This is a genomic window from Salipaludibacillus neizhouensis, from assembly GCF_002886185.1.
Classification (GTDB): Bacteria; Bacillota; Bacilli; order Bacillales; family Salisediminibacteriaceae; genus Salipaludibacillus; species Salipaludibacillus neizhouensis.
On sequence record NZ_KZ614146.1, the window covers coordinates 1,687,296 to 1,710,256 of the forward strand.

The window sequence follows — 22,961 nt, forward strand, 5'->3', positions numbered from 1 at the left end:
CTAATTAAATATATCACTCGTTACAAAAAAAATGACAAAGCCTCTTACCTCTAAATATTAAAGGACCATTTCTTTAGCAAGTTCCTCCTCCAATTCTAAATGACCCTCCACCTGTAAATCACATTTATAAAATTCCAAGAACTAATTTAACACCTATCGGGCTATAGGTGAATATGCATAATTGCATACAATAGAATATTTGCGTAGGAGAGATAGAGATGCTCATTAAGATCGTTCAAGGAAATGACAAAGAACTGGAATTCTCAGATGTGAATGTTGTCATTGATGTGATACGAGCATTCACATTTGCACATCACGCTTTTATTCAAGGAGCTAAACAAATACTGCTAGTAAAAACAGTGGAAGAAGCCTTTGAATTAAAGAAAAGTAACCCATCATATTTATTAGCAGGGGAGGTGAAAGGCAGAGGTATAAAAGGCTTTGATCTAGATAACTCCCCTTCCTTAATTAGCAAATATAATTTAAATGGGCGATCATTAGTTCAAAAAACAACAAACGGAGTTAATGCAACTTTACATGCACTAAATACAGACATTGTTTTTGTAACAGGGTATTCAAATGCAAAAAATACAGCTGATTATGTGAAAAATTTATATTGTTCTATCAACCAAGATAATTCCATTCATCTCGTTGCTTCACATCCAAGTGGTGATGATGATTTAGCATGTGCGGAATATATAAAGGGGATTCTAGAAGAAAATATCATTGAATCCGCAAAGATGGTAGAAAAGAGAATACAAGCTTCTCATGTAGCGGAGAAATTCTACGATTCTGAACGACCGGAATTTAAAGAAGAAGACATTGCTATATGCTTAAAAGAATTGGAAAGTGATTTTGTAATGATTGTGAATCAAACGAATCGCGTACCAAGGATCGAGAGGGTAGATATATGAGAGAATCAGGACTAAATTTACCGATTAGAGAACCCAAACCAAGAGAAAACGGATTAACAATATTAATAGATAATGGTCTATCCACTCAACTGTTTAAAGACATGATAAACAGTTCTTCAGATTTGATTGATTTCGTTAAATTTGGCTGGGGTACTTCTGTTATAACAAGACAATTAGAGGAAAAAATGCTGTGTTTACATGCACATGGGATTGAATTTTTTTTTGGAGGAACGTTGTTTGAAAAGTTTCTTAGTCAACATAAATTAGACGACTTTTATAATTATTGCAAAGAATTCGACTGTAAATATATTGAGATTTCAAACGGGACCATAGATATTACAAACAAAGAAAAGGCGTCTTACATTTCAGATTTTTCTTCGGATTTCCAAGTTTTTAGTGAAGTAGGCTACAAGGATTGTGATAAATCTGAGTTAATTACCTCAACTGAATGGGTCGAATACATTCAAGAAGATTTCGAGGCTGGAGCAGCAAAAGTCATCACAGAAGCAAGAGAAAGTGGTACAAGTGGCTTGTGCACAAAGGATGGAGAGATAAAACTGCAATACCTTCAAGATATTTTGGCCGCTGACATTAATATGAAAAATATCATCTTTGAGGCTCCATTAAAAAAATTACAGGCATTATTTATAAAAATGATAGGTCCGGAAGTGAACCTCGCAAACATAGCTTTTCAGGATATTATTTCGCTTGAAACCTTAAGGCTTGGATTACGATCCGATACGTTTTATTTAGTTAATCTTGATTGGGGGAGTTTACATGAGAGACAAAAATAAAGTATTCCACCTTGCTATACCTTGTAAAAATTTAGATGAGACAGTGAATTTTTATGAAAAACTAGGGTGTAAATTAGCTAGACGTTATCAAGACAGAGTCACATTTGATTTTTTTGGAGACCAGGTTGTTTGTCACCTTAATCCAGATGAGATTGATGAGATTCCTAAAATGTACCCAAGACATTCCGGTATTACGTTTACTAATAAAGGCGAGTATGAGACTTGTTTGCGATTAGCAATGGATGAAGAACTACCTTTTTTCCAAGAAGAAATGGTTCGCTTTAAAGGAAAACCTGAAGAGCATCTTACTTTTTTTCTGGTAGATCCTGCAAACAACCTATTAGAATTTAAATATTATCATGACATAACTATGGTTTACTAAAAATATTTTTGACACATGACAGGTTGGGCAATTCGTTCAATCTGTTTTTACGTTCATTTGTACTGGGGATCACATCGAATTAAATTGGTAGATAAAAGGTACATAAATGAATGAAAGTAATTGACAGAATAATAAAAATCAATTATAATGACTGTATATAATTGAATACATCTCCTTAAAGGGGAGTAGCTTTTACAACATAGTCGTCATCTCGGAGTCTTGTACTCTCGGCTTTGTTGGCAACCGAAACGTTGTTAGCAAGACCTTTACCGGAAAGTGGTGAAGGAATTTTTTGTTTATAAACCTTTACCATAGTTGGTAAAGGTTTTTTCTATATTATTTTTAGGTTTACGGCTATCCTGACTGAAGAAAAAATTGTCATAACATTGTGACAAGCGCTTTTGTACTGGATAGAAAGGCGTAGGATTAAGTAAAAGGGAGGCCTTCAATGAAGTCATTCAGCGAATTGGCTTACAGTGTAAAATATGAAATAACCGGCTCGAGAACAAGAGTTAAAGATAAAGATCCAGCATTAGAATTAATTGGTGAAGGCAGAAGTGCTTTTGTGTTCAGAATTAACTCTACAAATAAAGTAATAAAAGTATTTTTCGCGCCTTTTTGTCATCTGGCAAAAGAGGAGGCTGAAATATACAAAAAACTAATCGGCATTCCATCTTATCCGGAATTATATGAATTTGGAGCAAATTATTTAGTTATTGACTATGTAGACGGAAACACGTTATTTAACTGTCTAGTTAAGGGAATAATGGTCACAAGCGACCATATAAAAGAAATTGACTCTGCTCTTTTACAAGCAAAGAAAAAGGGACTAAATCCGTCAGATATTCATCTAAGAAATATTATGATCACGTCTCATGGAGACATAAAAATAATTGATGTTGCTCGTTTTAGACAAACAAAAAAGTGTTCACAGTGGATAGACCTGAAAACAGGATTTTATCACTATTATAAATATCGGATTTTCCCTAAAAAAATACCTGCGTTTCTTTTAAATACAATAGCATTCTTTTATAAGAAAAAATTAATTCATCGTTTTTTTATTAAGAAATCAAATTTAAAAAATAAAATGGTAGGTTGATTTCAAGGGGAACTAAGTAGTAAATTAATCATTCTAATAAATTGTGATTTCAAAAACTGCTAGCCATTGAATACTTTAGACAGTGAAAGAAATTCTTTCGCTGTTTTCTTTTCGTTGCTCAGTTTTTCATAATGGAAGATACTATCGTTATTATTATGTTAAAGTATTTGAGAAGTTAGAAATACATTCGGTGGGGAGAGTTTCCATATGTCAAAACCAATGATTGCCGTTTTACCACTCTATGACAAGGCCAAAGAAAGTTACTGGATGTTACCAGGGTATATGAAAGGGATTGAAGAAGCAGGGGGGATTCCGGTCATAATGTCCTTGACTGCAGATGAAGAAGATATTTTGGCAATAGCAGAGAATTTTGATGGATTTCTTTTTACAGGAGGTCAGGATGTAAATCCAAATCTCTATGGTGAGAAAAATGAGAATTATTGTGATGAAATCTGTGAAAAACGAGATTTTATGGAGGGGATTCTCTTTCATCATGTTTTGCGCCTAAATAAACCTGCATTTGGAATTTGTCGTGGATTGCAACTTTTTAATGTTTTATTAGGTGGTACACTATACCAGGACATTGCTGCACAACGGCCTGGAGAAAATCAGTTAGAGCATAAACAAACTGTCTCTTATGATCAAGCAGTCCATCATGTATACATACAGAAAGACAGTACTTTTTATAACATAATGAAAAAAGAAGTAATCATGGTCAATAGTCTACACCATCAAGGAATTAAACACTTAGCTGACGTATTAGTCCCAGGCGCTAAATCTGAGGATGACCTTATTGAGGCTGTATATATGCCAGGGAAAAACTTTGTTTTAGCAGTGCAATGGCATCCGGAATTTAATTATCACATTGATGAAAACAGCGCTAAGTTATTTCTCGAATTTGTAAAATCAAGTGAGCTGTCATTAAAAATTACGAAACCTGTGTCCAAAATATAGAATAATGAAGGGAATTATTGTAAAAAAGGGTACGAAAAAAGTTAAAACCGCTTTTTTCAGTACCCTTTTGCGAAAATGGAATATCAAGTTCTCCATACATTGAACTGGAAAAATACAGATAATTATATTTTTTTATTGTGAGGTTTTTCAATTTCGCGATTATGTGACTCCGGGTGTTCGATTTCATGATCAGGGAGACTTTCAGTAGGGGTTTGATTGTTGGTTAACGTTTTATTTTTATTCGGATTTCGTTTTTTCATTTTTTCCTCCTTGAAGTAATTAATAAAGATAGTTTAAGTAAGTTTTAGAAATCTATACGATAAAGTTTTTATAAGTTAGAGGATAGAAACAAAATAAATAGACACCTTATTAATTGGAGGTGTCTGATTCATGAAAAAAAGTAAAGAAGTATCTTTTCTAAGGATTACGACAATGGTTGCATTATTTCTCTTACCTTTTGCAATCTATAAACGTTCATTCAAAGATTGGATAATAATTTATCTAGTTAGTTGCATCGGGAATACATTTGCCGACCGCACTCTCGTTTCCAAAGGCTATGTCAAATATAAAATAAGACCGAAATCAAAAATATTTTCTGTACATCTTCCATTTGATCTAATCCAGTATCCTTTAGCCTTACTTTATTATAATCAGTGGACACTAAACAGCAAAATTACCGGGATATTCCTAAAACTTTTAGTTTTTGTTATACCACAGATTATTATTGAAACAATAGCTGAAAAAAAGACAGATTTAATTACCTTTAAAAAGGGTTGGAAATGGTATCATTCTCTTCTGTCGATGGCTATGAAGTTTTTGTTATGCCGCCTTATAATTGCTTCTATTAGAAAACTAAATACTAAGAATGAAACCATCTTAAGTGATGCCCAATCTCAAGAGTAATACCTGAGAAAAGTTTGAGCACTAATTCTACAGGGAACATGAGGAAAGATGAAGAGAAAAAGGAGTTGATCTTTAAATGAAAGTATTAATTGTAGGTGCAAACGGTAAAGTTGCGAGACGTAGTTTACAACACTTTAAAAATTCAAGTAAACATGACGCTGTAGCGATGATTCGAAAAGAAGAACAAGCATCTGAGTTGAAAGAATTGGGTGCTGCTGAAACGGTCATTGCAGATCTTGAAGGAGATATTTCCGAAGCATTTAAAGGAATAGATGCTGTCGTATTTGCAGCTGGATCCGGACCTAGCACCGGAGCTGACAAAACAGTTCTCATTGATTTATGGGGCGCTATGAAAACGATAGACGAAGCAAAAAAGAATGGCATTAAACGTTTTGTTATGGTTAGCGCTATAAATGTGGATGAACCGGAAGCAGCACCTGAAAAAATGCGTCATTACGTCGTAGCTAAAAAATTGGCGGATGATCACCTGAAAGCTAGTGGTTTGGATTATACGATTGTAAGACCAGGTTCTCTAAATAACGAAGATCCAATAGGCAAAATCTTGCTAGAAGAAAAAATTGGACATCGAAATGCCGAAATTACTCGTGCAGATGTTGGGCATATAGTTTTTGAAACATTGGATAAGACTAATACTTACGGTAAAATCTTTGAGGTTTTAAACGGTGAGACGCCTATTGAAGATGCTATTAAGAAAGTTTAAAGAAGCCCTGTAGCGAACAGCGACTAAAACTGTTCGCTACTTTGCTAAATTGTTACATCGTTTTCTTTCCTTCTACTACATTAAAGGTTATTGCAGTATGTTCAGTCTCTACTTTTAGTTCTTTATTAAAAAATCCTTCAACAGCCCACTTAATCCAGAATTCCATGAAAGAATCCACTATATCTCCATTGGGAAGTGATGCTTTTTCTTTTACAGCACCTTCTTCAAATTCATATTCATATTCTAGTTCTAAACTATTGTAATCAAATTCTACTAAAATTTTATCTTTACTATTTTTAACTTCAATATTAGAAATATCTATAGGGGTACATTTGATATAAGTCTCTGCTATCGAATCAAAGGCACTTTCAAATCTCTCAAATAGTTTTTCAGAATTATATAATATACTTATAGTGACAGTGTTTTTCTTCACAACTAACTCTCCTCGATTTATATTTGCATTTAATCTACGATTAATTTTTAACACTATTTCATATTCTACTTCTAGTGTATCTTAAATGTGCAATATAAGTACATTAATTTGCAATTAATATAGAAACCAAATAAACGAACAAGAGTTATTTTTAGAATGATACTACTCGCTTCTAAAATCATTAATAATTAAATTAAACGAAAGATCACAGTACAATGGTAGTTTTACTGTATAAATAAGTATTTAAATGCTAAGATAATGGTACAATAGCTAATAGGAATTTTTTATCAAAAGTTTCAAATATGAAAGGGATTGAATAGTTTGAGTAATAACGAAACAAAAGCACAATTACCAGAGAACTTTAATGAATTAAAAAAATCGGTTAATAGAATGTCTAATTGGAGAGCCCGTTTAGATGCGGTTGAAGAGTTAGGTCAGTGGAAACACCGCGAAGCAATTGAACTTTTACAGCACAGTATGAGTGGAGATCCTGTATATAGTGTCCAGGTTGCCGCCTACCGCAAACTCGAAGCTTTAGGTGAAGACGTAACAATGCCGAAACAAAAAGACGAGGATCCTATCAAAGGCACGAAAAAAATTCTAGTCAGAATTAAGAAAAGTCTGCCAGAAGATCATTCTTATGAAGATTTCAAAGAAAAAGTGAAAAAAATGAGAATAGATGTCTACGATACGTATGAGGGTGAAAAAGGTACTGATTTTGATAAATGGCTGGAACAAACATGGTCAGAATTACGCACAAGATAAATAAAGCATGCCCATCACGTTCATAGTGATGGGCATGCTTCTTATAAGCTGGTTTATCACCAATTACAAGGTTAAATTAATATCTCCATCTTCCGTAATTTCAACAGTGGAGTAACTTTCAAATGTTTCCATATTCGTAATTTCGTGCTCGATTGGTTTGGCGAAAGTCTCCATATACTGCTGATACCTTTCCTGATCTTTAATGATATGATAATAAAATACTTTTTTACCTTCAGATTCTCGCATGTCCATCAGTGAAAATCTTTCCTCAAATTGCTGTTTAAACCATCCCCTTGCTTGATCGTGATTTACAAAGTTAGGCATTTCATTACTCAGACTAATAAGATCTATGTTCATTATCCCACTCCTTATCTAAGGTTTATTTTGTCCTCTTTCTTCAGGAAAATTCGGATTATTTTGTTCACTTTATTCAGGATAAAGCCGATTATCTAACAAATAATACACCTGTTAAGTATATCTATTCTGTTCAGAATCTTTTATTTAATATATAATAAATGAAATACATTACAGGGAGTGAAAGAATTGGAAGAAGTTCCACTTAGTTTAATTTTGTTATTTATCGTACTTCTATTTCTATCAGCATTTTTTTCATCAGCTGAAACGGCTTTTTCTAGTGCAAATCGTATTCGTTTAAAATCAATGAAAGATAAAGGTAATAAAGGAGCAGGTAAAGCTCTTTATATAACAGATCATTTTGACCAGGCGCTTTCCACAATTTTGGTGGGTAATAACTTAGTAAACATTGCTGCAGCAACGATCTCAGCTCAGGTTGCCACTCGGATTTTCGGGCCGAATTTAGGCGTTTTTATTAGCACATTTGTTGTTACTATTCTTGTTTTAATATTCGGAGAAATATTACCAAAATCCCTAGCTAAGGAATATGCAGAAACCTTCTCTTCGAAAATATCAGGAATTTTACTTTTGCTAATTAAGATTCTCCATCCAGTGAACTGGATTTTTCTCCAAATTAAGAAGGGTGTATCTTTATTAATTGAGAAAAATGAAGAAAGCCCTTCAAATACGGAAGAAGAATTAAAAATGATGGTTCAAATAAGTGAAGACGAAGGGGTAATTGGTTTAAACGAAAAAGAACTTGTTCATCGCTCTTTCGATTTTAATGATATTATCGTTACTGAGGTGTTTAGACCTAGAACGGATATGATTGCTTTAAATGTAACTGATAGCATTGAAACAATTAAGAACAAGTTTTTTGAACAGCGCTTATCAAGAATCCCAATTTATGAGGGTAATATTGACAATATTGTTGGAATATTATCTGAACGTGATTTTTTAACATCATATATTAAAAACAACGTTGAAGTAAGGCAACTGCTTAGAGAACCAATTTTTGTTGTGGAGTCAATGAAAATAAATACTTTACTGCCACAACTACAAAAGGAAAGAACCCATATGGCCATTGTAATCGATGAATATGGTGGAACTAGCGGTCTTATTACACTTGAAGACATTCTAGAAGAACTTGTAGGTGAGATTTACGACGAACATGATAGCGAAGTGAAGCTGTTTAAACAAGTGGATTCATCTACCTATCTATTTCACGCCGACTACCCGTTGGACGGCTTTGCACGAGTGACTGGAGTAGAACTTCCGGATACAAGTTACCATACACTTGGCGGCTGGTTATCCGAAAAATTCCAGCGCATTCCTCATAAAGACGAAGAACTTCGGTATGAACATACACTACTTAAAATACATGAGTCGGATGAACGACGAATTCGTTCCATTATGGTAAATACACAGTAGTGATTGAACAAGAAAATATATAAGCATCCCATAAAACTGCGTTCTCTTTCAGAAGGGATGCAGTTTTGTTGTTTAAAGAAATACTTCTGCTGCACACACCCACAAAAAAATTAATGACATATTGAGCATTTTGATGCCAGTTTCGGTATAATAAACAAAGTGCTTAAAGAGCGTATCAGCATAATTTAATAAAACCTATTTCCATAAACGTTAGTTTTGGGGGATTTGCTTCTAATAACAACAAGCTTTAAGAAAGATTAAATCTAAGATGAAATATCAGGTGAAAAAAATGAAACATGTAGAATTTAGAAAAGAAAAAATCCAATTATTTATAAGAATTTTATGGCCTATAATGATTACTCAAGTCGGGATGTTTGCCATGAATCTAGTGGACACCATTATGTCCGGTCGAGTTGGAACGGATGACCTAGCAGGCGTTGCCATTGGTTCTAGCTTATGGATGCCTATTTTTACAGGAATAAATGGCATATTATTAGCAGTTACAACAATCGTTGCTCAGCTGATTGGAAGTGGTCGCCGCGATAGAATATCAGAAACGGTGACTCAAGGTTTGTATTTATCGATGGTGCTTGCATTTCTCGTAGTAATTAGTGGGATATTTTTGCTTGAACCTATTTTATCTGTTATGAATTTAACAGAGGCAGTAAATCATATTTCATTTCATTATTTAATTGGTTTATCCTTTGGAATTGTACCACTGTTTTTAGCTAGTGTATTACGAAATTTCTTTGATGGACAAGGGTTTACACGAATAACGATGATTATAATTCTTTTAGCAGTACCTTTTAATGTTTTGCTGAACTATGGATTTATATTTGGTAACTTTGGATTACCTGCTCTAGGGGGAATCGGCGCTGGATACGCCACTGCAGTTACGTATTGGATAATCTTGGTTTTCAGTATTTGGATGACGTTTAAGGTTTCAACAATCAAACATTACAAAATATTTGTAAAATGGATGAAACCATCATGGACTACCTGGAAAGAACAGCTTTCAATTGGAATTCCTATCGGGCTTTCCATTTTCTTTGAGGCAAGTATATTTTCTGTCGTTACCTTGTTAATGGGGATCCTGTTTACGACCGTTACGATTGCTGCGCATCAAATAGCACTAAGTTTCACCTCATTAATATTTATGATTCCGTTGAGTATTTCAATGGCTTTAACGATTGTGGTAGGTTTTTCAGTTGGTGGAGGTAAACTGGAAGCAGCAAAGCAATACGGCCGTCTTGGTGTATTTGGAGGAATTGGTTTTCTCGCAGTAGGGGCCGTCTTTCTTTATTTTTTCAGAGAACCAATTGCCTATATTTATACCGAGGACAGAGAGGTAGTGTTAATGGCTGGTCAATTCTTTATTATTGCGATCATTTATCAACTTTCTGATGCTGCTCAAGCTTCTCTACAAGGTGTATTAAGGGGTTATAAGGATGTGAAGATTCCTTTTATTATTGCATTTACGTCTTATTGGATTATCGGTATACCTGCAGGCTATTATTTAGCTGCATACACACGATTAGAACCTTTCGGACTCTGGGTTGGAATTACATTAGGGTTAACTTTTGCTGCAATCGGGTTTCAACTCCGACTACAAATAGTCCAACGACGTGCAGAATTAGAAATTGCAAAGAATACATTAAGCAGTAAGTGATGTCATGTCCAAACGATAGTTAAATAACTATCGTTTTTCTTTTGTTACATTAATATTCCTTTCGAACCGAGGGGAGTATGTTATTATTACCTTTATTATATTAAAATTAAAGACGGCATATTGAAAAGGGGAATTGAAAAATGGATTATAAGGCAGTAGATGATTTAGTGGAGTTAGTTAATCTTCTTATAGAAGGAACTATTTTTGTATCTCGGACAACAGAAGAATCTCTTTCGATTGTTAAAGCAAGTGATGAAAGATTCTTTAAAGATGGTCAGTCGATTCCGATAGCTGATTCTTTTTGACATAATATTTATTTTGGTGGTCGGGAACCACTTTTAATTAATGACACTCACAGTCATCCTTTAACTTTAGAAAAATCTGTCATATATAGTTCAAATATTCATTCTTATCTAGGTGTTCCGATATTATATAAAAATGGTGATATGTTTGGTGCCCTATGTGTCATGGATTCTATAAAAGGTGATTTTAAAGAAGAAGATTTTAAAATACTCGAAAAATTTTCCGCATTATTCACTAGTGTAATTGAATTGGAAAAACAAGTAACATTTGATTCTTTGACTGGACTTTATACTCGTAATTATTTTTATGAAAATTTTGATAACTTTATAAATAAAGGTACATTAATGCTCCTCGACTTAGATGGCTTCAAACAGGTCAATGATAATAATGGACATGATGTTGGTGATATTGTCTTGAAAGAGGTAGCAGAGCGTATTACGGAAATTTTATCTGAAGATGGAATAGGAGTTAGAATAGGTGGTGACGAGTTTGTTATTTATTTTCCGAATTTAATAGATACTTCTTCCATTAAAGATAAAGGAAAATCTATTAAGAACGCGTTGTCTGATTGGGAATCTATTCCTTATAACGTAAATATATCTGCTAGTATTGGAATTGTGAAATTTGAGAGTGATGAATTAAACTTATCCACTCTTTTAAAAGTAGCCGACACTGCAATGTATCATGCAAAAAACAAAGGTAAAAACTCCTGTCATTTTTTGAGTATCTAAACTACTCATAACATGAAAATTCTAATCAGAAATGACCTTCCAAATATCAGAAACTGCATACACTAGCTTTTTATACGCAAGCGAACGGCTTATTATCATAGCTGTTTGCTTTATTTACCTTTGCGGATTTTCATGGTTAACAAGCGGCAATTCTTAAGATGTAGAGAAGCCTAATATTTATTATATTGCATAATTAGTGGTAGTATATTATGAGTCGTTCGTATAATTTTAAATGGATTAAACGTAAGTTGAATATCTACAGAATGGAGATGTCGTTTTGGAAACGAAAGAAAATACAGAAGAAGTACCGAGTTATAACAGGAATTTAATAGTAATCGTTCTGCTAGCAGGCGGTTTTGTAGCGATCTTAAATCAAACCCTAATGGCTATAGCTGTCCCTCATATTATGGCTGACTTCCAAATCACGGAGAACACAGCTCAATGGGTGACGACCATCTTTTTACTTGTAAATGGGGTAATGATACCTATTACGGCCTTTCTGATTGAAACTTTTACAACACGTAAATTATTCATCACTGCTATGACACTTTTTGGTATCGGTACACTCATTTGTGCTTGGTCCCCTACGTTTAGCGTCCTGATTGCAGGCAGGATTGTTCAAGCAAGTGGGGCTGGAATAATTCTTCCGTTAATGATGACACTCTTTTTAACTATATTCCCTGTTGAAAAACGAGGAGCTGCAATGGGGTTAGTAGGATTAGTTATATCCTTCGCACCGGCTATAGGTCCAACTCTCGCGGGGTACATTGTGCAAAATTATGATTGGAGAGTGATGTTTTATATCATTTTTCCATTTATAATCATTGATATTGTACTTGCCTACCTATTATTAAAAAATGTAACGAAACGAACTTTTCCTAAAGTTGATTTTTCTTCCATAGCTCTATCAACCCTTGGATTTGGTGGATTGTTGTATGGATTTAGTAGTGCTGGAAACCAAGGTTGGCTTAGTGCTACAGTAAGTGGTTCGATTTTATTGGGTGCTGTTTCACTTACATTGTTCATCCTGCGCCAATACAAACTTAAACAACCGATTCTTGAATTCCGAGTCTTTCAGAATAATACATTTACGCTGACAACGATCCTTGGTGTCATCGTATTCATTGGTTTAGTTGGTGCACAAACCATTTTACCGATATACATGCAAAACATGGCCAATTTCTCTGCTTTAGAATCAGGGATTATGATCTTCCCTGGTGCCTTATTAATGGGATTAATGTCTCCAATCACTGGTCGGATCTTTGATAAAATAGGAGCAAGAAAATTAGCGATTACAGGAATGGGACTAATGACATTAACTACATTTATGTTTACAAACTTAACTGAGACTACTTCATTAACTTATTTAACGATTGTATTTGCTATCCGAATGGCAGGAATGTCGATGGTTATGATGCCTGTAACAACGGCTGGTTTAAATCAATTGCCTTTAAGGTTAATTCCTCATGGGACAGCAATGAATAATACGATGAGACAAGTAGGAGCATCTATCGGCACAGCTATATTAGTAACGATTATGACTACGACCGCACTTAACATAGGGAATAGTCCAACATCAAGTGATCTCATCCATGGTGTCAACATCACTTTTTGGGTCATCTCTTTCGTTACATTAGCGGGTTTTATCATGGCGTTCTTTTTAAAGGGAACAACCCCTGCAGAAGATAGAGCAGCTCAGCTGGATAGCAATAAATAAAGGACACTATTTAGATCAGAAGAGGATGTGTCAAAAGGTGTTGTTACCCTTTTGATACATCCTTTTTCTTGCAGTCTGATCAGCCACTTGTTTATTAAATAAAAGTACTTCTTGTTAGCAAGTCGTATAATTAGATACAATAGAAGTATGATTTAATTTTGATAGATAAAAACTCGAATTAATAATTAGTAAGATGGGGTAAATTGTGAAAGGGATGTACATACATGGATCATTATCAACGCAAGATTGTGATTGCCCTGCTGATTGCGACTTTTTTATCTGCCATTGAGGTTACTGTAATTAGTACGGCAATGCCTAGTATCGCGAAAGATCTAGGAGGGTTTGATTTAATTAGTTGGGTATTTGCAATATATCTCTTAACATATGCGGTTACGACACCGATTTTCGGTAAACTAGCTGATATTTTTGGCAGGAAAAGGATATTTATTACTGGGGCATCTTTATTTTTAATAGGTTCCGCTTTGTGTGGGCTTGCACAATCGATGGAACAACTCATTTTTTACCGAGCGGTTCAAGGAATTGGGGCAGGGGCATTATTGCCGATGACGTTCACGATTGTTGGGGATGTTTTTAAGTATGAACAGCGAGCAAAAGCTCAAGCACTTATTGGTTCAATATGGGGAATCGCCGGGGTTTTCGGACCGTTAGTTGGGGGATTCTTTGTGGATTTTTTCACCTGGCATTGGATATTTTATATCAACATTCCATTTGCTCTCGTATCTATGTATTTAATAGGTAAAAATCTAGAAGAAAAAATTGATAAAAGAAAACGTTCCATCGACTATTTTGGAGCTATTACCTTTATTATAGGGACAGGAGCGTTACTTTATGCTTTACTTTCAGGTGGGAATGAGATCGCGTGGAATGAGCCTACGATGTTTTATTTGTTTGGAATTGCGCTCCTTTTATTAGTTACTTTTGTTATTATTCAGTTAAAGGTGCAAGAACCAATGCTACCTTTCTATCTTTTTAAAAATCGTCATTTATTAATTGCTAATCTCTGTGGTTTGTTACTCGGATCTATTTTAATTGGATTAACTGCTTATTTACCCTTATGGGTGCAAGGAGTTCTTCTTTTGGCAGCAACTTCTTCAGGATTAACATTGATACCTATGTCTATCGGCTGGCCTTTAGGTGCTTTTTTCAGCAGTCGCTTTATTGTTAAAATAGGAACGAAACCACTTGCACTTGCTGGCGTTATATTTATTGCATTAGGCTCACTTTCACTTACCTTTATTTCAGTCGCAACACCAAATATCGTTTTAATTGTAATTATGTTTTTTGTAGGGTTAGGATTTGGTTTATCCATGACTGTTTTTACGGTGATTGTACAATCTTCCGTCGATTGGAACAACAGAGGAACCGCCGCATCGTCCAATGCATTTTTGCGAACGTTGGGCCAAACACTTGGTATTACTGTGTTAGGGACTGTACTTAATCAGCACATTGGAGGTCAAACAAACAACGGTGCAGATGTTGCTCCCGAGCTTTTAGGAGCTGGACTTCACTCCGTCTTTATTATCTTAGTAATTCTAGCAGTTGCCTGTGTTCTCGTAACAAGTTTACTTCCCAAAGAATTGCCGGAATATGCGTATAAGGAAAACGAAGTTTCTAATGAATCTTAGGATGATTGAAAATGGAATGGAGGATCCAATGAATATTAATCAGTTTCCACGAAATCGTTATACACTAGCGCCAACACCCATTGAACGAGCACCTCGTTTTTCCAAGGCACTCGCAGGTCCCAACGTATATATTAAACGTGATGACTTACTTGGTCTCACAGAAGGTGGCAATAAAACGAGAAAACTTGAATTTCTTATTGCAGATGCACAGGCAAAACAAGCAGACACAGTTATTACAGCTGGCGGGATCCAATCTAACCATTGTCGACTTACTTTAGCAGCGTGCATTAAAGAAAATCTCTCATGTATTCTCATATTAGAAGAAAATGAAGTTGAACAATACGATACACAATCGAATGGAAATTATCTTCTTTATCAACTGTTAGGAGCAAACTCCATCAAACTTGTACTAAATGGGACAGATATAGAAGCAGTGATGCAGAAAGTCGCGGCAGAAAAAAGGAAAGAAGGAAAACAACCATATGTCATTCCTGTTGGAGGTTCTAATGTTACAGGAATAACAGGTTACGTGTCTTGTGCAGAAGAAATTGAGCAACAATCGAAAGACCTTGGGATTGCATTTGATTATATAGTGTGCGCCAGCGGCAGTGGTGGAATGCATGCTGGTTTAGTTACCGGTTTCGGTGGTTTAAATAATAGAACTAAAGTATTAGGCATGAACGTGAGCCGAAAAAAAACAATCCAAGAAGAAGCAGTTTACCATCTTGTGCAAGAAACATCTCAGAATATTAATTTGGAAATTAATATCCCACGTGACGCAGTCACTTGTTTTGACTCTTATGTAGGGCCAGGTTATGCCCTACCCACAAAAGAAATGGTCGAGGCAGTAAAGCTTTTAGCAAGTACCGAAGCAATTATACTCGATCCAGTTTACACAGGAAAAGCAATGGCCGGATTGATTGACCTTGCACGGAAAGGATTCTTTACACCAAGTGATACCATTTTATTCCTCCATTCGGGTGGAACACCAGCCGTGTATGCTTATTCTCAAGTTTTTTAGAAGAGATAAGAATTAATAAAAGACGGCTATGCCGTTTTTATTATGAAAAGTAAACTGGATCAGAAGCTAATAATTGAAAAGCTTGGTACAAATAAAGGATTCTACTCCTTAACCTAGAATAGGATATAGATGACGTAAATATCAAAACATGATGATTAACTTTTAGGGAGGTTGCTATGACATTACGTATTGGAATGGTTGGCACTGGCTCATTTAGCAAAATGCATGCAACGATTTTATCTGAAATGAAAGATGTAATCGTTCCATCTTTTTGTGGATCCAGTAAAGAAAAGGCAGATAAAATGGCTGCAAGTTTCGAAGGTGCAAAAGGATACGGCCTATTAACCGAAATGATAAAAACGGAACAGCTAGATGCTGTTTATGTTTGTGTACCTCCGATGGCACATGGAGAAATTGAACAGCAATTAATAGATCATAAAATTCCTTTTCTAATTGAAAAACCACTAGCTGCAGAGGAAGAGACACCTCTCTCAATTATAAATCAGCTTAAAGAAACATCTTTGATCACCTCAGTCGGTTATCATTTTCGTTATAAAGGCTCAGTCCAAAAATTAAAAGAAAGCTTAACAGATTCGCAAATTGGTATAGTCTCTGGTCAATGGATGGGTGATATGCCACAAGTTCATTGGTGGAGAAAACAAGAGGGTTCAGGTGGACAGTTCATTGAACAAACGACTCACATTGTTGATTTACTCCGTTACATAGCCGGAGAAATTGAAGAGGTATATGCATCTTACGGAAATCTTGTGAATCACAAAAAATTTGATAACGTGACGGTAGCTGATGTAGGTACGGTCAGTTTAAAGTTAAAAAGTGGCGTTGTAGCTACGTTATCGAATACGTGTATATTGCCACCAGGCATGTCTCAAGTTGGCATGAGTTTTTATACAGATAAATCAATATTCACTTGGGAACCAGATAAACTTGAAATTACACAAGCCATTGGTCTAAAACAGGAAGAATGGCAAGAAGATAACGCTTATAGAAAAGAAACCGAAGCATTTCTGCATGCAGTCAGAACTGGCGACACTTCCCGCATTCTTTCCGACTACGCAGATGCATACTTGACCCACCAAATTACTTGCGCTGCCTTGGAATCTGCACGTAAAGGCGTGCCCATTAAAATTAACTCGTAATAACGCAGGAATCCATTGGAACTAATAATTATTTTCATCGTCTTGCTTTATCTGTAAATAGTTTTTATCCTTCATAAATAATCGCCAAAAGACAACGAAGGCTGGAACTAATACAGCAAATCCACCTGCATAGCCATATAATAACCATTTGAACATGGTCGGATCGGTAAAAGCATCAAATATTGTTAGATCTGGGTAAAGAATATAAGGCATGTGAGAAAGTCCATAGGCAAAACTAGCTAAGCCAAATTGCAAAATGATAAACACTACACCAATCCTGGGTCGCCCAGGATTGGCTTTTTTTGATGGCCACCAAAGCGCACTATAACCTATTGATGCAGCGACTAAAGACAAGGCGAATAAATACCAAATATCAATCATTGTATCAACCATCCACGGGGCCTCAGGGATTAATGTCCACAAGGCAGTAACTGCAAAAAACAACGTAATGGGACCTAATATTATCGCATTTCTTCGGTATACAGCGTATGTTTGTTCAGAACCGGACTCACGAGCGTAATCACTTAGAAGCAGCGCTGCTAAAAAAAGCTCCGTTGCCAAGCCAAAACCTACATGAGTATACAAAGTCGGACTTGAAAGGACTTGATCAAATAAAATATACTGTTGCTCACCAGTACCACCGATGAAACCACCGATAGAAATTGGTAATATTGCCACCATTAGTGCAGGGATTAAAAGCCCGGTTAAACCGGAAATAACTACAAGTGGTTTCGTATATCTTTGCACAGTAAAAGAAAAAACCATAAAGGCACTCCGAATGATTAATAACATTAAGACAAAACTGACCGGAAGAATCATTAACGTTCCCATATAGTAAGCTGCACCAGGGAAAAAACCAACAATGGCAATAACAAATAAAACGAGAAATACATTTGTAACTTCCCATGAAGGAGACAAGTACCGATTTGCAAGGATGGATGCCTGCGTTTCTTTGTTTGAATAATACATCGCCCAAAAACCTGCGCCAAAATCAATAGAGCCTGCTATTGCGTAGATAAATAAGAACGCCCAAATAATCGAAATTGCTACATACGTTTCAGTCATAATTTAAATAAACACCTACCCATTCATTACGGTTAAATCTTGCTGTACCGGATTCCGTGAAAAGTAAAATCGTAAAACTAAAGCTGTTAATACAAGTAGCATGATATAGAGTCCAATGAAAAGGAAAAATAACATTCCTACATTTCCTGATTGTGTAGCGGCGTCACTTGTTAGCTGAATTCCATATATGGTCCAAGGCTGTCTGCCAGTACAACTGAAAATCCAACCCATCTCAATTCCAAACATGGAAAGTGGACCTGTTGTAACTAATGCGACCAATAACCAAGCAGGCAAATCTTTTTTTCTGAAAATAATAGCCCAAGCTAATGCAAAAACCGCAAGCCCAAGCAGAGTAAAGCCAATCCCTACCATAAGGTTAAAAAGCGTATGTACGAAAAGTGGGGGCCATTCATCTTGTGGAAAGTCATTCAAACCTTGAACAACGCCGTCGGTTGTCCCTGTTGCAAGCCAACTTAACATCCCTGGAATTTCGATTCCGCCCACAACCGTTTGAGCTTCAATATTCGGTGTCCCCATTATTGCTAACGGGGCATTGGCCTGCGTTTCAAAAAGACCTTCCGCCGCAGCAAGTTTTAACGGCATTTCTTCATGCAACATACCAGCTGTAGCATGTCCATTCGACGCCGTATAAATGCTTGCAAGTAAAGCAATAACCAGTGTTAACATTAACCCCTTTTTATGATAAGCACGTTCTTGCTCGGAGCTGGTTTTGCGCAGTAACCGATAAGCAGCAATAGAGACAAGTACAAATGCACCTGTCATATAGGCAGTTGCTAAAACATGTTTAGACGTATAAGGCATACTTGGATTTAATACTGCTGCCCATGGATCCACATCCGTGACAATACCATCCGTTACTTCGAACCCGCGAGGTGTATTCATCCAAGAATGGGCAATATTTATTAACCAAGCAGAAGAAGACGCACCAAAAGCAACGAAGGTCACACTCACTATCCTCATCATATGAGATAAGCGGTCTGCAGCATATACATAAATGGACATAAATACAGCTTCAAGGAAAAAAGCAAAAATCTCTATCTGAAATGGCACAGCAATAACTTTTCCGACAATCTCCATAAAACCGGGCCATAACAACGAAAGCATCACCCCTACAATTGTCCCTGAAGGTATTGCAACTCCTAAAAGAATGGCGAATCCTTTTGTCCACCTTTTTGCCATAAGTCCATAATCACTGTCTTTCTTAAACCAATGCATGAGCTCTGCAAACAAAATCATTAACGTTACTCCAACACCTAACGTTGCAAAAATGATATGAAATGCCATTGAAGTACCAAATAACATACGGGAAAGTATTACTGAGTCCATGTAACCACATCTCCATTCACCAGTTGTCTCTAGTAGAATGCTTCTTTTAGATAATAATATTCATTAATTTACCAATGGAGGTATTTTTGGGTGATTTTTAGGAGTTTAAATATTTCCCGTTAAAGAGAATTACTTCATAAATATATCTTTCAATAGGTTGTACTATATGAGGTAAACTATTAGTCTATTCTATCAATTATTGATTTATGCCTAATTCCGCAAAAAATATTACTATATTATAAAAACAAATTGTGATCATTTTTTAGGTGAAAAGAACGATAAAAAGAGAATTAAGTCGATTAAAAAAGAAAGAGTGAATCCATATATCAAAGTGATTACAGTTATATTTCAATTTACTTAAACTCTTTCATTCGGTCTTCTCTTTTCCTGCTTTTTAATATACTGTAATAGTAGATAGAAATTAAAAGGAGGCAACAACATTGAGAAATTTAATAATAGGATATAAAAAGAGTCATTTCATAGGTATTATATTGTTTGTGTTTGCAACCTTTTTCTTTATGAGCCCGGTATTAGGTGAAGCTAACGAGGAAGCTGAGTTTGGAGATCAGCTTTTAATAGAAGGAAAGAACAATGACCACGTTTCAGAGCTACAGGAACTTTTGAATGAGCGAGGATACATAAGTAATAGTGTATCAGAAGGCTTGTATGACAGCGCTACACGAGAAGCGGTAATAGATTTTCAAGAAACTGCAGGAATATATGTAGATGGAATGGCTGGAACTCAAACCATTGGAGCACTTAGTATTCTGGAGAAGGGGGATGAGGGCAAAGCGGTATTAGCTCTTCAGCACTCCTTAAACAGCCTCGGATATTATAACGCTAAACTAGATGGTGTTTTTGGTCCAGTCACTCATGAAGCTGTAACCGGTTTTCAAAAATCAGAAGGATTAGTTGTTGACGGCTTAGCTGGCCCTAAAACATATGGGGCACTGCACAAGGCCATTAATATCCAGGGAAATTCAAGTTCAACCAGCGTAAAAGGAACCGAAACAACTGAAACTGCTGTCGCCGACACAAGTGAATCTTCTACTAGTGACGAAGCAAGCGAGCAAGAGACGAAAACCGAACCTGACGAATCTTCCAGTGAAGGAGAAAAAGCACCGGAACCTTCTAGTAGTGAAGATGCAAGCGAGCAAGAGACAAATACCGAACCTGAGGAATCGTCCAGCGAAGAAGAAAAAGCACCGGAACCTTCTAGTAATGAAAATACAAATTCTAAAACTGAAGAATCAACGGAAACAAGTCGTTCCAATCAGAGTGGCGGTAGAACAATGACAGTGGAAGCCACTGCTTATACAGCGTATTGTAATGGTTGTTCGGGAACTACTGCTACAGGCATAGATTTAAGAAATAATCCAGGAAAAAAAGTTATCGCAGTCGACCCAAGTGTTATCCCATTAGGTTCAACAGTTGAAGTGGAAGGATATGGAACAGCCATTGCAGGAGATACAGGTGGGGCAATTAAAGGTAATAAAATTGACCTGTTCATGCCAAATCGAGAAGATGCGTTAAATTTCGGGAGACGAAGTTTACAGATCACCGTGTTAGAATAATTTTATAGTCTTATTCTGAAAAAGAGCCGAAAAATTGGGCTCTTTTTTTCATTTAGATTCCCTAAATATAAATCAATGTCACAGGCCAACCTGATCATTGCATAACTTACCACAGCATCGATTATCTTAGCCAAAGGAGGAAATAAATGATGTACCAATCCTATTACAATAGTAGTTATGAAGCATCAACTGCTTCCCTTTATTCATTTAATCGTCAACAGCGGGTGAGAGGAGAAGCAACTTGGACTGAGGGGGGAGAAGTAACGAAGTGTGGTATTCCATGGTCACACAGTCAATATATGACAGTTGCTGTAGCGGCAAATACACCATACAGGTGTGGGGAAACACTTATTGTCAAAAATTTGTCTGAACCCGAACAAGAAATAGCGGTGACAGTAGTCGATCAAATTGGTGAATCTGGTCAAGGGAATATTACATTGCATCGTAAAGCTTTTGAAGCCTTAGGAGCTGACGTGGAGGAGGGTATCATTCCTGTCGAAATTCTTCCATCTAACGATACCAACCAGGAGTCAAGAGCTACTTATCTGTTAAATGTCATTCAATCCGCCTACCCAAGGTTCAATATAGTTAGCTATCAGTCTATAGATAACGAAGAGATCTTCCGGGATGAAGTGAAGGAAATATACGAATATTCTTTACTATCCCCTTCTTCGGAACAAGTTTTAGTGCGAACGAACCTAATCTTCAATCCATTCACCAATAAAATGATTTCAATTGATATAAAAGGATTGTAAATGTAAGCTAATCTCTTTGATTTTCTTTTTTTTAACGAATAACTCGAAGTAGCGAATGCGGCGTCTCTTGTGGGAAATCAACGACTGAATACCCCGCGGCAAGCGTCCGCCCAAAGCGAAATCGATCCCTCTGTTCGAAAGCATAAAAACAACTAGTGTTTATGCAGTGTTTTTATAATATAACAGGCAGTCTTTTTGACTTAAAAATTTTCCTTTTGTATGATTAATAATCATACTACAAACACTATCCTTCATTTAGGATAATGAATCGGAACTTGGAGGGATCGATCAAATGAGCCAATCATTAAAAGGAAAAACAGCACTCATTACCGGAGCAGGTAAAGGGATTGGTAAAGCAACGGCAATTGCTCTAGCAAATGAAGGTGTAAATGTTGGACTGTTTGCACGAACAGAGGAAGATTTGAAGAACGTAGCTTTGGAAATAAAAAAAACCGGTGTAAAAGTTGCCTATGCAACAGTTGATGTTTCATCATTAGAAAAAGTGGAGGCAGCTGTAGATCATGTGACAGACGAGCTAGGTCCCTTCGATATTTTAATTAACAATGCTGGTACTGCAAAGTTTGGTGGTTTTCTAGATTTAACTCCAGAAGAGTGGAAAAATATCATTGATGTTAACTTAATGGGAGTTTACTATGTGACTCGAGCGGTACTTCCTCAGCTTATCGAAAAAAATGGCGGAGATATTATAAACATTTCTTCTACAGCTGGTCAAAAAGGAGCACCAGTTACGAGTGCCTACAGTGCTTCTAAGTTCGGGCTTCTCGGTTTAACTGAGTCCCTCGCAATGGAAGTTCGCAAGAAAAATATTCGCGTGTCTGCTCTCACACCTAGTACGGTAGCTACAGATCTTGCGATGAGAGAAAACTTAACTGATGGCAACCCTGAAAAAGTTATGCAGCCCGAAGATTTAGCAGAATACATCATCTCCCAACTAAAACTTCACCCTCGTGTTTTCGTGAAATCAGCAGGACTATGGTCTACGAATCCTTAAATTAATAAAGATATATTATAGAAAAGCTATTTAAGAAATCCTCTTAAATGGCTTCTTTTCTTTGATTTATATTTTAATGAGTTTACTTAATGTATGATCTCCAAGTCAGAGGCATATTTATAAATGTAACTACTAATAAAACTAATTTTGTGCAATTTACAAAAAATTTACACAAATATAATATTTAATCAATTGTAAATAAAAACAAAGTCAT

The 22,961-nt window shown here is 36.0% G+C and carries 24 protein-coding genes; 19 read left to right on the top strand and 5 right to left on the bottom strand.

Annotated elements, in window-relative coordinates:
* The first annotated feature begins 218 nt into the window (after positions 1-218).
* The 5 genes from CEF18_RS07930 to CEF18_RS07950 all read left to right on the top strand — a co-directional run bounded on the left by CEF18_RS07930 (position 219) and on the right by CEF18_RS07950 (position 4,143).
* The gene (locus tag CEF18_RS07930; RefSeq protein WP_110935965.1) at positions 219-914 is read left to right on the top strand and encodes a 2-phosphosulfolactate phosphatase; all 696 of its coding nucleotides are present in this window, start codon (positions 219-221) and stop codon (positions 912-914) included.
* Complete coding sequence (locus CEF18_RS07935; protein ID WP_110935966.1) at positions 911-1,708, top strand: phosphosulfolactate synthase; 798 nt, start codon at positions 911-913, stop codon at positions 1,706-1,708. The genes CEF18_RS07930 and CEF18_RS07935 overlap by 4 nt, the downstream gene beginning before the upstream one ends.
* Positions 1,692-2,090: a VOC family protein gene (locus CEF18_RS07940; protein WP_110935967.1), complete on the top strand. Its 399-nt coding sequence runs from the start codon at positions 1,692-1,694 to the stop codon at positions 2,088-2,090. Before CEF18_RS07935 ends, CEF18_RS07940 begins: the two co-directional genes overlap by 17 nt.
* A 448-nt stretch (positions 2,091-2,538) precedes the next feature.
* A complete protein-coding gene (locus CEF18_RS07945) occupies positions 2,539-3,189 on the top strand; it encodes a serine/threonine protein kinase (protein WP_110935968.1) in 651 nt (216 codons plus the stop codon).
* 207 nt (positions 3,190-3,396) lie between these two features.
* Entirely contained in the window at positions 3,397-4,143 is a 747-nt protein-coding gene (locus tag CEF18_RS07950) for a gamma-glutamyl-gamma-aminobutyrate hydrolase family protein (protein ID WP_110935969.1), read from the top strand.
* 122 nt (positions 4,144-4,265) lie between these two features.
* On the opposite strand, the gene CEF18_RS25830 is transcribed toward CEF18_RS07950, so the two are convergent.
* Positions 4,266-4,403, bottom strand: a complete 138-nt coding sequence (locus CEF18_RS25830) for a hypothetical protein (protein ID WP_183041187.1) — start codon at positions 4,401-4,403, stop codon at positions 4,266-4,268.
* 130 nt (positions 4,404-4,533) lie between these two features.
* On the opposite strand from CEF18_RS25830, the gene CEF18_RS07955 reads away from it, so the two are divergent.
* Together CEF18_RS07955 and CEF18_RS07960 are read left to right on the top strand one after the other, a co-directional pair.
* Entirely contained in the window at positions 4,534-5,046 is a 513-nt protein-coding gene (locus tag CEF18_RS07955) for a CBO0543 family protein (RefSeq protein ID WP_110935970.1), read from the top strand.
* 76 nt (positions 5,047-5,122) lie between these two features.
* Complete coding sequence (locus CEF18_RS07960) at positions 5,123-5,767, top strand: SDR family oxidoreductase (RefSeq protein ID WP_110935971.1); 645 nt, start codon at positions 5,123-5,125, stop codon at positions 5,765-5,767.
* Between the two features lie 52 nt (positions 5,768-5,819).
* On the opposite strand, the gene CEF18_RS07965 is transcribed toward CEF18_RS07960, so the two are convergent.
* Positions 5,820-6,200 carry a hypothetical protein gene (locus CEF18_RS07965; protein WP_110935972.1) on the bottom strand — a complete coding sequence of 127 codons (381 nt, stop codon included), beginning with the start codon at positions 6,198-6,200 and terminating at the stop codon, positions 5,820-5,822.
* Positions 6,201-6,521: 321 nt separating this feature from the next.
* Here CEF18_RS07965 and CEF18_RS07970 point away from each other — a divergent pair, with 321 nt between their 5' ends.
* Positions 6,522-6,965, top strand: a complete 444-nt coding sequence (locus CEF18_RS07970) for a HEAT repeat domain-containing protein (RefSeq protein ID WP_110935973.1) — start codon at positions 6,522-6,524, stop codon at positions 6,963-6,965.
* Between the two features lie 63 nt (positions 6,966-7,028).
* Here the strand turns inward: CEF18_RS07970 and CEF18_RS07975 are convergent, their stop codons facing one another.
* Positions 7,029-7,322 (bottom strand): hypothetical protein, encoded by a 294-nt coding sequence (locus CEF18_RS07975; protein WP_110935974.1) that lies wholly within the window; start codon positions 7,320-7,322, stop codon positions 7,029-7,031.
* 186 nt (positions 7,323-7,508) lie between these two features.
* On the opposite strand from CEF18_RS07975, the gene CEF18_RS07980 reads away from it, so the two are divergent.
* The 8 genes from CEF18_RS07980 (at position 7,509) to CEF18_RS08010 (ending at position 16,994) form a co-directional block, all read left to right on the top strand.
* A complete protein-coding gene (locus CEF18_RS07980; RefSeq protein ID WP_110935975.1) occupies positions 7,509-8,750 on the top strand; it encodes a hemolysin family protein in 1,242 nt (413 codons plus the stop codon).
* Between the two features lie 289 nt (positions 8,751-9,039).
* Positions 9,040-10,419 carry an MATE family efflux transporter gene (locus tag CEF18_RS07985; protein ID WP_110935976.1) on the top strand — a complete coding sequence of 460 codons (1,380 nt, stop codon included), beginning with the start codon at positions 9,040-9,042 and terminating at the stop codon, positions 10,417-10,419.
* A gap of 140 nt (positions 10,420-10,559) precedes the next feature.
* Positions 10,560-10,724 carry a hypothetical protein gene (locus CEF18_RS25835; protein ID WP_183041189.1) on the top strand — a complete coding sequence of 55 codons (165 nt, stop codon included), beginning with the start codon at positions 10,560-10,562 and terminating at the stop codon, positions 10,722-10,724.
* Positions 10,725-10,730: 6 nt separating this feature from the next.
* A complete protein-coding gene (locus CEF18_RS07990) occupies positions 10,731-11,453 on the top strand; it encodes a sensor domain-containing diguanylate cyclase (RefSeq protein ID WP_259457976.1) in 723 nt (240 codons plus the stop codon).
* Between the two features lie 277 nt (positions 11,454-11,730).
* A complete protein-coding gene (locus CEF18_RS07995) occupies positions 11,731-13,170 on the top strand; it encodes an MDR family MFS transporter (protein WP_110935977.1) in 1,440 nt (479 codons plus the stop codon).
* A 224-nt stretch (positions 13,171-13,394) separates the two neighbouring features.
* Entirely contained in the window at positions 13,395-14,816 is a 1,422-nt protein-coding gene (locus tag CEF18_RS08000; protein WP_110935978.1) for an MDR family MFS transporter, read from the top strand.
* A gap of 28 nt (positions 14,817-14,844) precedes the next feature.
* A complete protein-coding gene (cuyA, locus tag CEF18_RS08005; protein ID WP_110937626.1) occupies positions 14,845-15,837 on the top strand; it encodes a D-cysteate sulfo-lyase in 993 nt (330 codons plus the stop codon).
* A 176-nt stretch (positions 15,838-16,013) separates the two neighbouring features.
* On the top strand, positions 16,014-16,994 hold the full coding sequence (locus tag CEF18_RS08010) for a Gfo/Idh/MocA family protein (RefSeq protein ID WP_110935979.1): 981 nt from the start codon (positions 16,014-16,016) through the stop codon (positions 16,992-16,994).
* A 21-nt stretch (positions 16,995-17,015) separates the two neighbouring features.
* Here CEF18_RS08010 and CEF18_RS08015 read toward each other — a convergent pair whose 3' ends face one another.
* Positions 17,016-18,059 carry a cytochrome d ubiquinol oxidase subunit II gene (locus tag CEF18_RS08015; protein ID WP_110935980.1) on the bottom strand — a complete coding sequence of 348 codons (1,044 nt, stop codon included), beginning with the start codon at positions 18,057-18,059 and terminating at the stop codon, positions 17,016-17,018.
* A 15-nt stretch (positions 18,060-18,074) separates the two neighbouring features.
* Complete coding sequence (locus CEF18_RS08020) at positions 18,075-19,406, bottom strand: cytochrome ubiquinol oxidase subunit I (protein ID WP_110935981.1); 1,332 nt, start codon at positions 19,404-19,406, stop codon at positions 18,075-18,077.
* A gap of 440 nt (positions 19,407-19,846) precedes the next feature.
* Between CEF18_RS08020 and CEF18_RS08025 the strand changes: the two genes are divergently transcribed.
* The 3 genes from CEF18_RS08025 to CEF18_RS08035 all read left to right on the top strand — a co-directional run bounded on the left by CEF18_RS08025 (position 19,847) and on the right by CEF18_RS08035 (position 22,747).
* Entirely contained in the window at positions 19,847-20,980 is a 1,134-nt protein-coding gene (locus CEF18_RS08025) for a peptidoglycan-binding protein (protein ID WP_110935982.1), read from the top strand.
* A 146-nt stretch (positions 20,981-21,126) separates the two neighbouring features.
* The gene (locus CEF18_RS08030) at positions 21,127-21,735 is read left to right on the top strand and encodes an RlpA-like double-psi beta-barrel domain-containing protein (RefSeq protein ID WP_110935983.1); all 609 of its coding nucleotides are present in this window, start codon (positions 21,127-21,129) and stop codon (positions 21,733-21,735) included.
* A gap of 292 nt (positions 21,736-22,027) precedes the next feature.
* Positions 22,028-22,747, top strand: coding sequence for a 3-ketoacyl-ACP reductase (locus CEF18_RS08035; RefSeq protein ID WP_110935984.1), 720 nt, complete (start codon positions 22,028-22,030; stop codon positions 22,745-22,747).
* Positions 22,748-22,961: the final 214 nt, after the last annotated feature.

Coding starts and splice junctions, on each gene's coding strand:
- CEF18_RS07960 (WP_110935971.1), top strand. CDS start 5,123: ATGAAAGTATTAATTGTAGGTGCAAACGGTAAAGTTGCGAGACGTAGT.
- CEF18_RS07940 (WP_110935967.1), top strand. CDS start 1,692: ATGAGAGACAAAAATAAAGTATTCCACCTTGCTATACCTTGTAAAAAT.
- CEF18_RS08030 (WP_110935983.1), top strand. CDS start 21,127: ATGATGTACCAATCCTATTACAATAGTAGTTATGAAGCATCAACTGCT.
- CEF18_RS07955 (WP_110935970.1), top strand. CDS start 4,534: ATGAAAAAAAGTAAAGAAGTATCTTTTCTAAGGATTACGACAATGGTT.
- CEF18_RS07975 (WP_110935974.1), bottom strand. CDS start 7,322: ATGAACATAGATCTTATTAGTCTGAGTAATGAAATGCCTAACTTTGTA.
- CEF18_RS08015 (WP_110935980.1), bottom strand. CDS start 18,059: ATGACTGAAACGTATGTAGCAATTTCGATTATTTGGGCGTTCTTATTT.
- CEF18_RS08010 (WP_110935979.1), top strand. CDS start 16,014: ATGACATTACGTATTGGAATGGTTGGCACTGGCTCATTTAGCAAAATG.
- CEF18_RS25830 (WP_183041187.1), bottom strand. CDS start 4,403: ATGAAAAAACGAAATCCGAATAAAAATAAAACGTTAACCAACAATCAA.
- CEF18_RS08020 (WP_110935981.1), bottom strand. CDS start 19,406: ATGGACTCAGTAATACTTTCCCGTATGTTATTTGGTACTTCAATGGCA.
- CEF18_RS08035 (WP_110935984.1), top strand. CDS start 22,028: ATGAGCCAATCATTAAAAGGAAAAACAGCACTCATTACCGGAGCAGGT.
- CEF18_RS08000 (WP_110935978.1), top strand. CDS start 13,395: ATGGATCATTATCAACGCAAGATTGTGATTGCCCTGCTGATTGCGACT.
- CEF18_RS07935 (WP_110935966.1), top strand. CDS start 911: ATGAGAGAATCAGGACTAAATTTACCGATTAGAGAACCCAAACCAAGA.
- CEF18_RS25835 (WP_183041189.1), top strand. CDS start 10,560: ATGGATTATAAGGCAGTAGATGATTTAGTGGAGTTAGTTAATCTTCTT.
- CEF18_RS07945 (WP_110935968.1), top strand. CDS start 2,539: ATGAAGTCATTCAGCGAATTGGCTTACAGTGTAAAATATGAAATAACC.
- CEF18_RS07930 (WP_110935965.1), top strand. CDS start 219: ATGCTCATTAAGATCGTTCAAGGAAATGACAAAGAACTGGAATTCTCA.
- cuyA (WP_110937626.1), top strand. CDS start 14,845: ATGAATATTAATCAGTTTCCACGAAATCGTTATACACTAGCGCCAACA.
- CEF18_RS07950 (WP_110935969.1), top strand. CDS start 3,397: ATGTCAAAACCAATGATTGCCGTTTTACCACTCTATGACAAGGCCAAA.
- CEF18_RS07985 (WP_110935976.1), top strand. CDS start 9,040: ATGAAACATGTAGAATTTAGAAAAGAAAAAATCCAATTATTTATAAGA.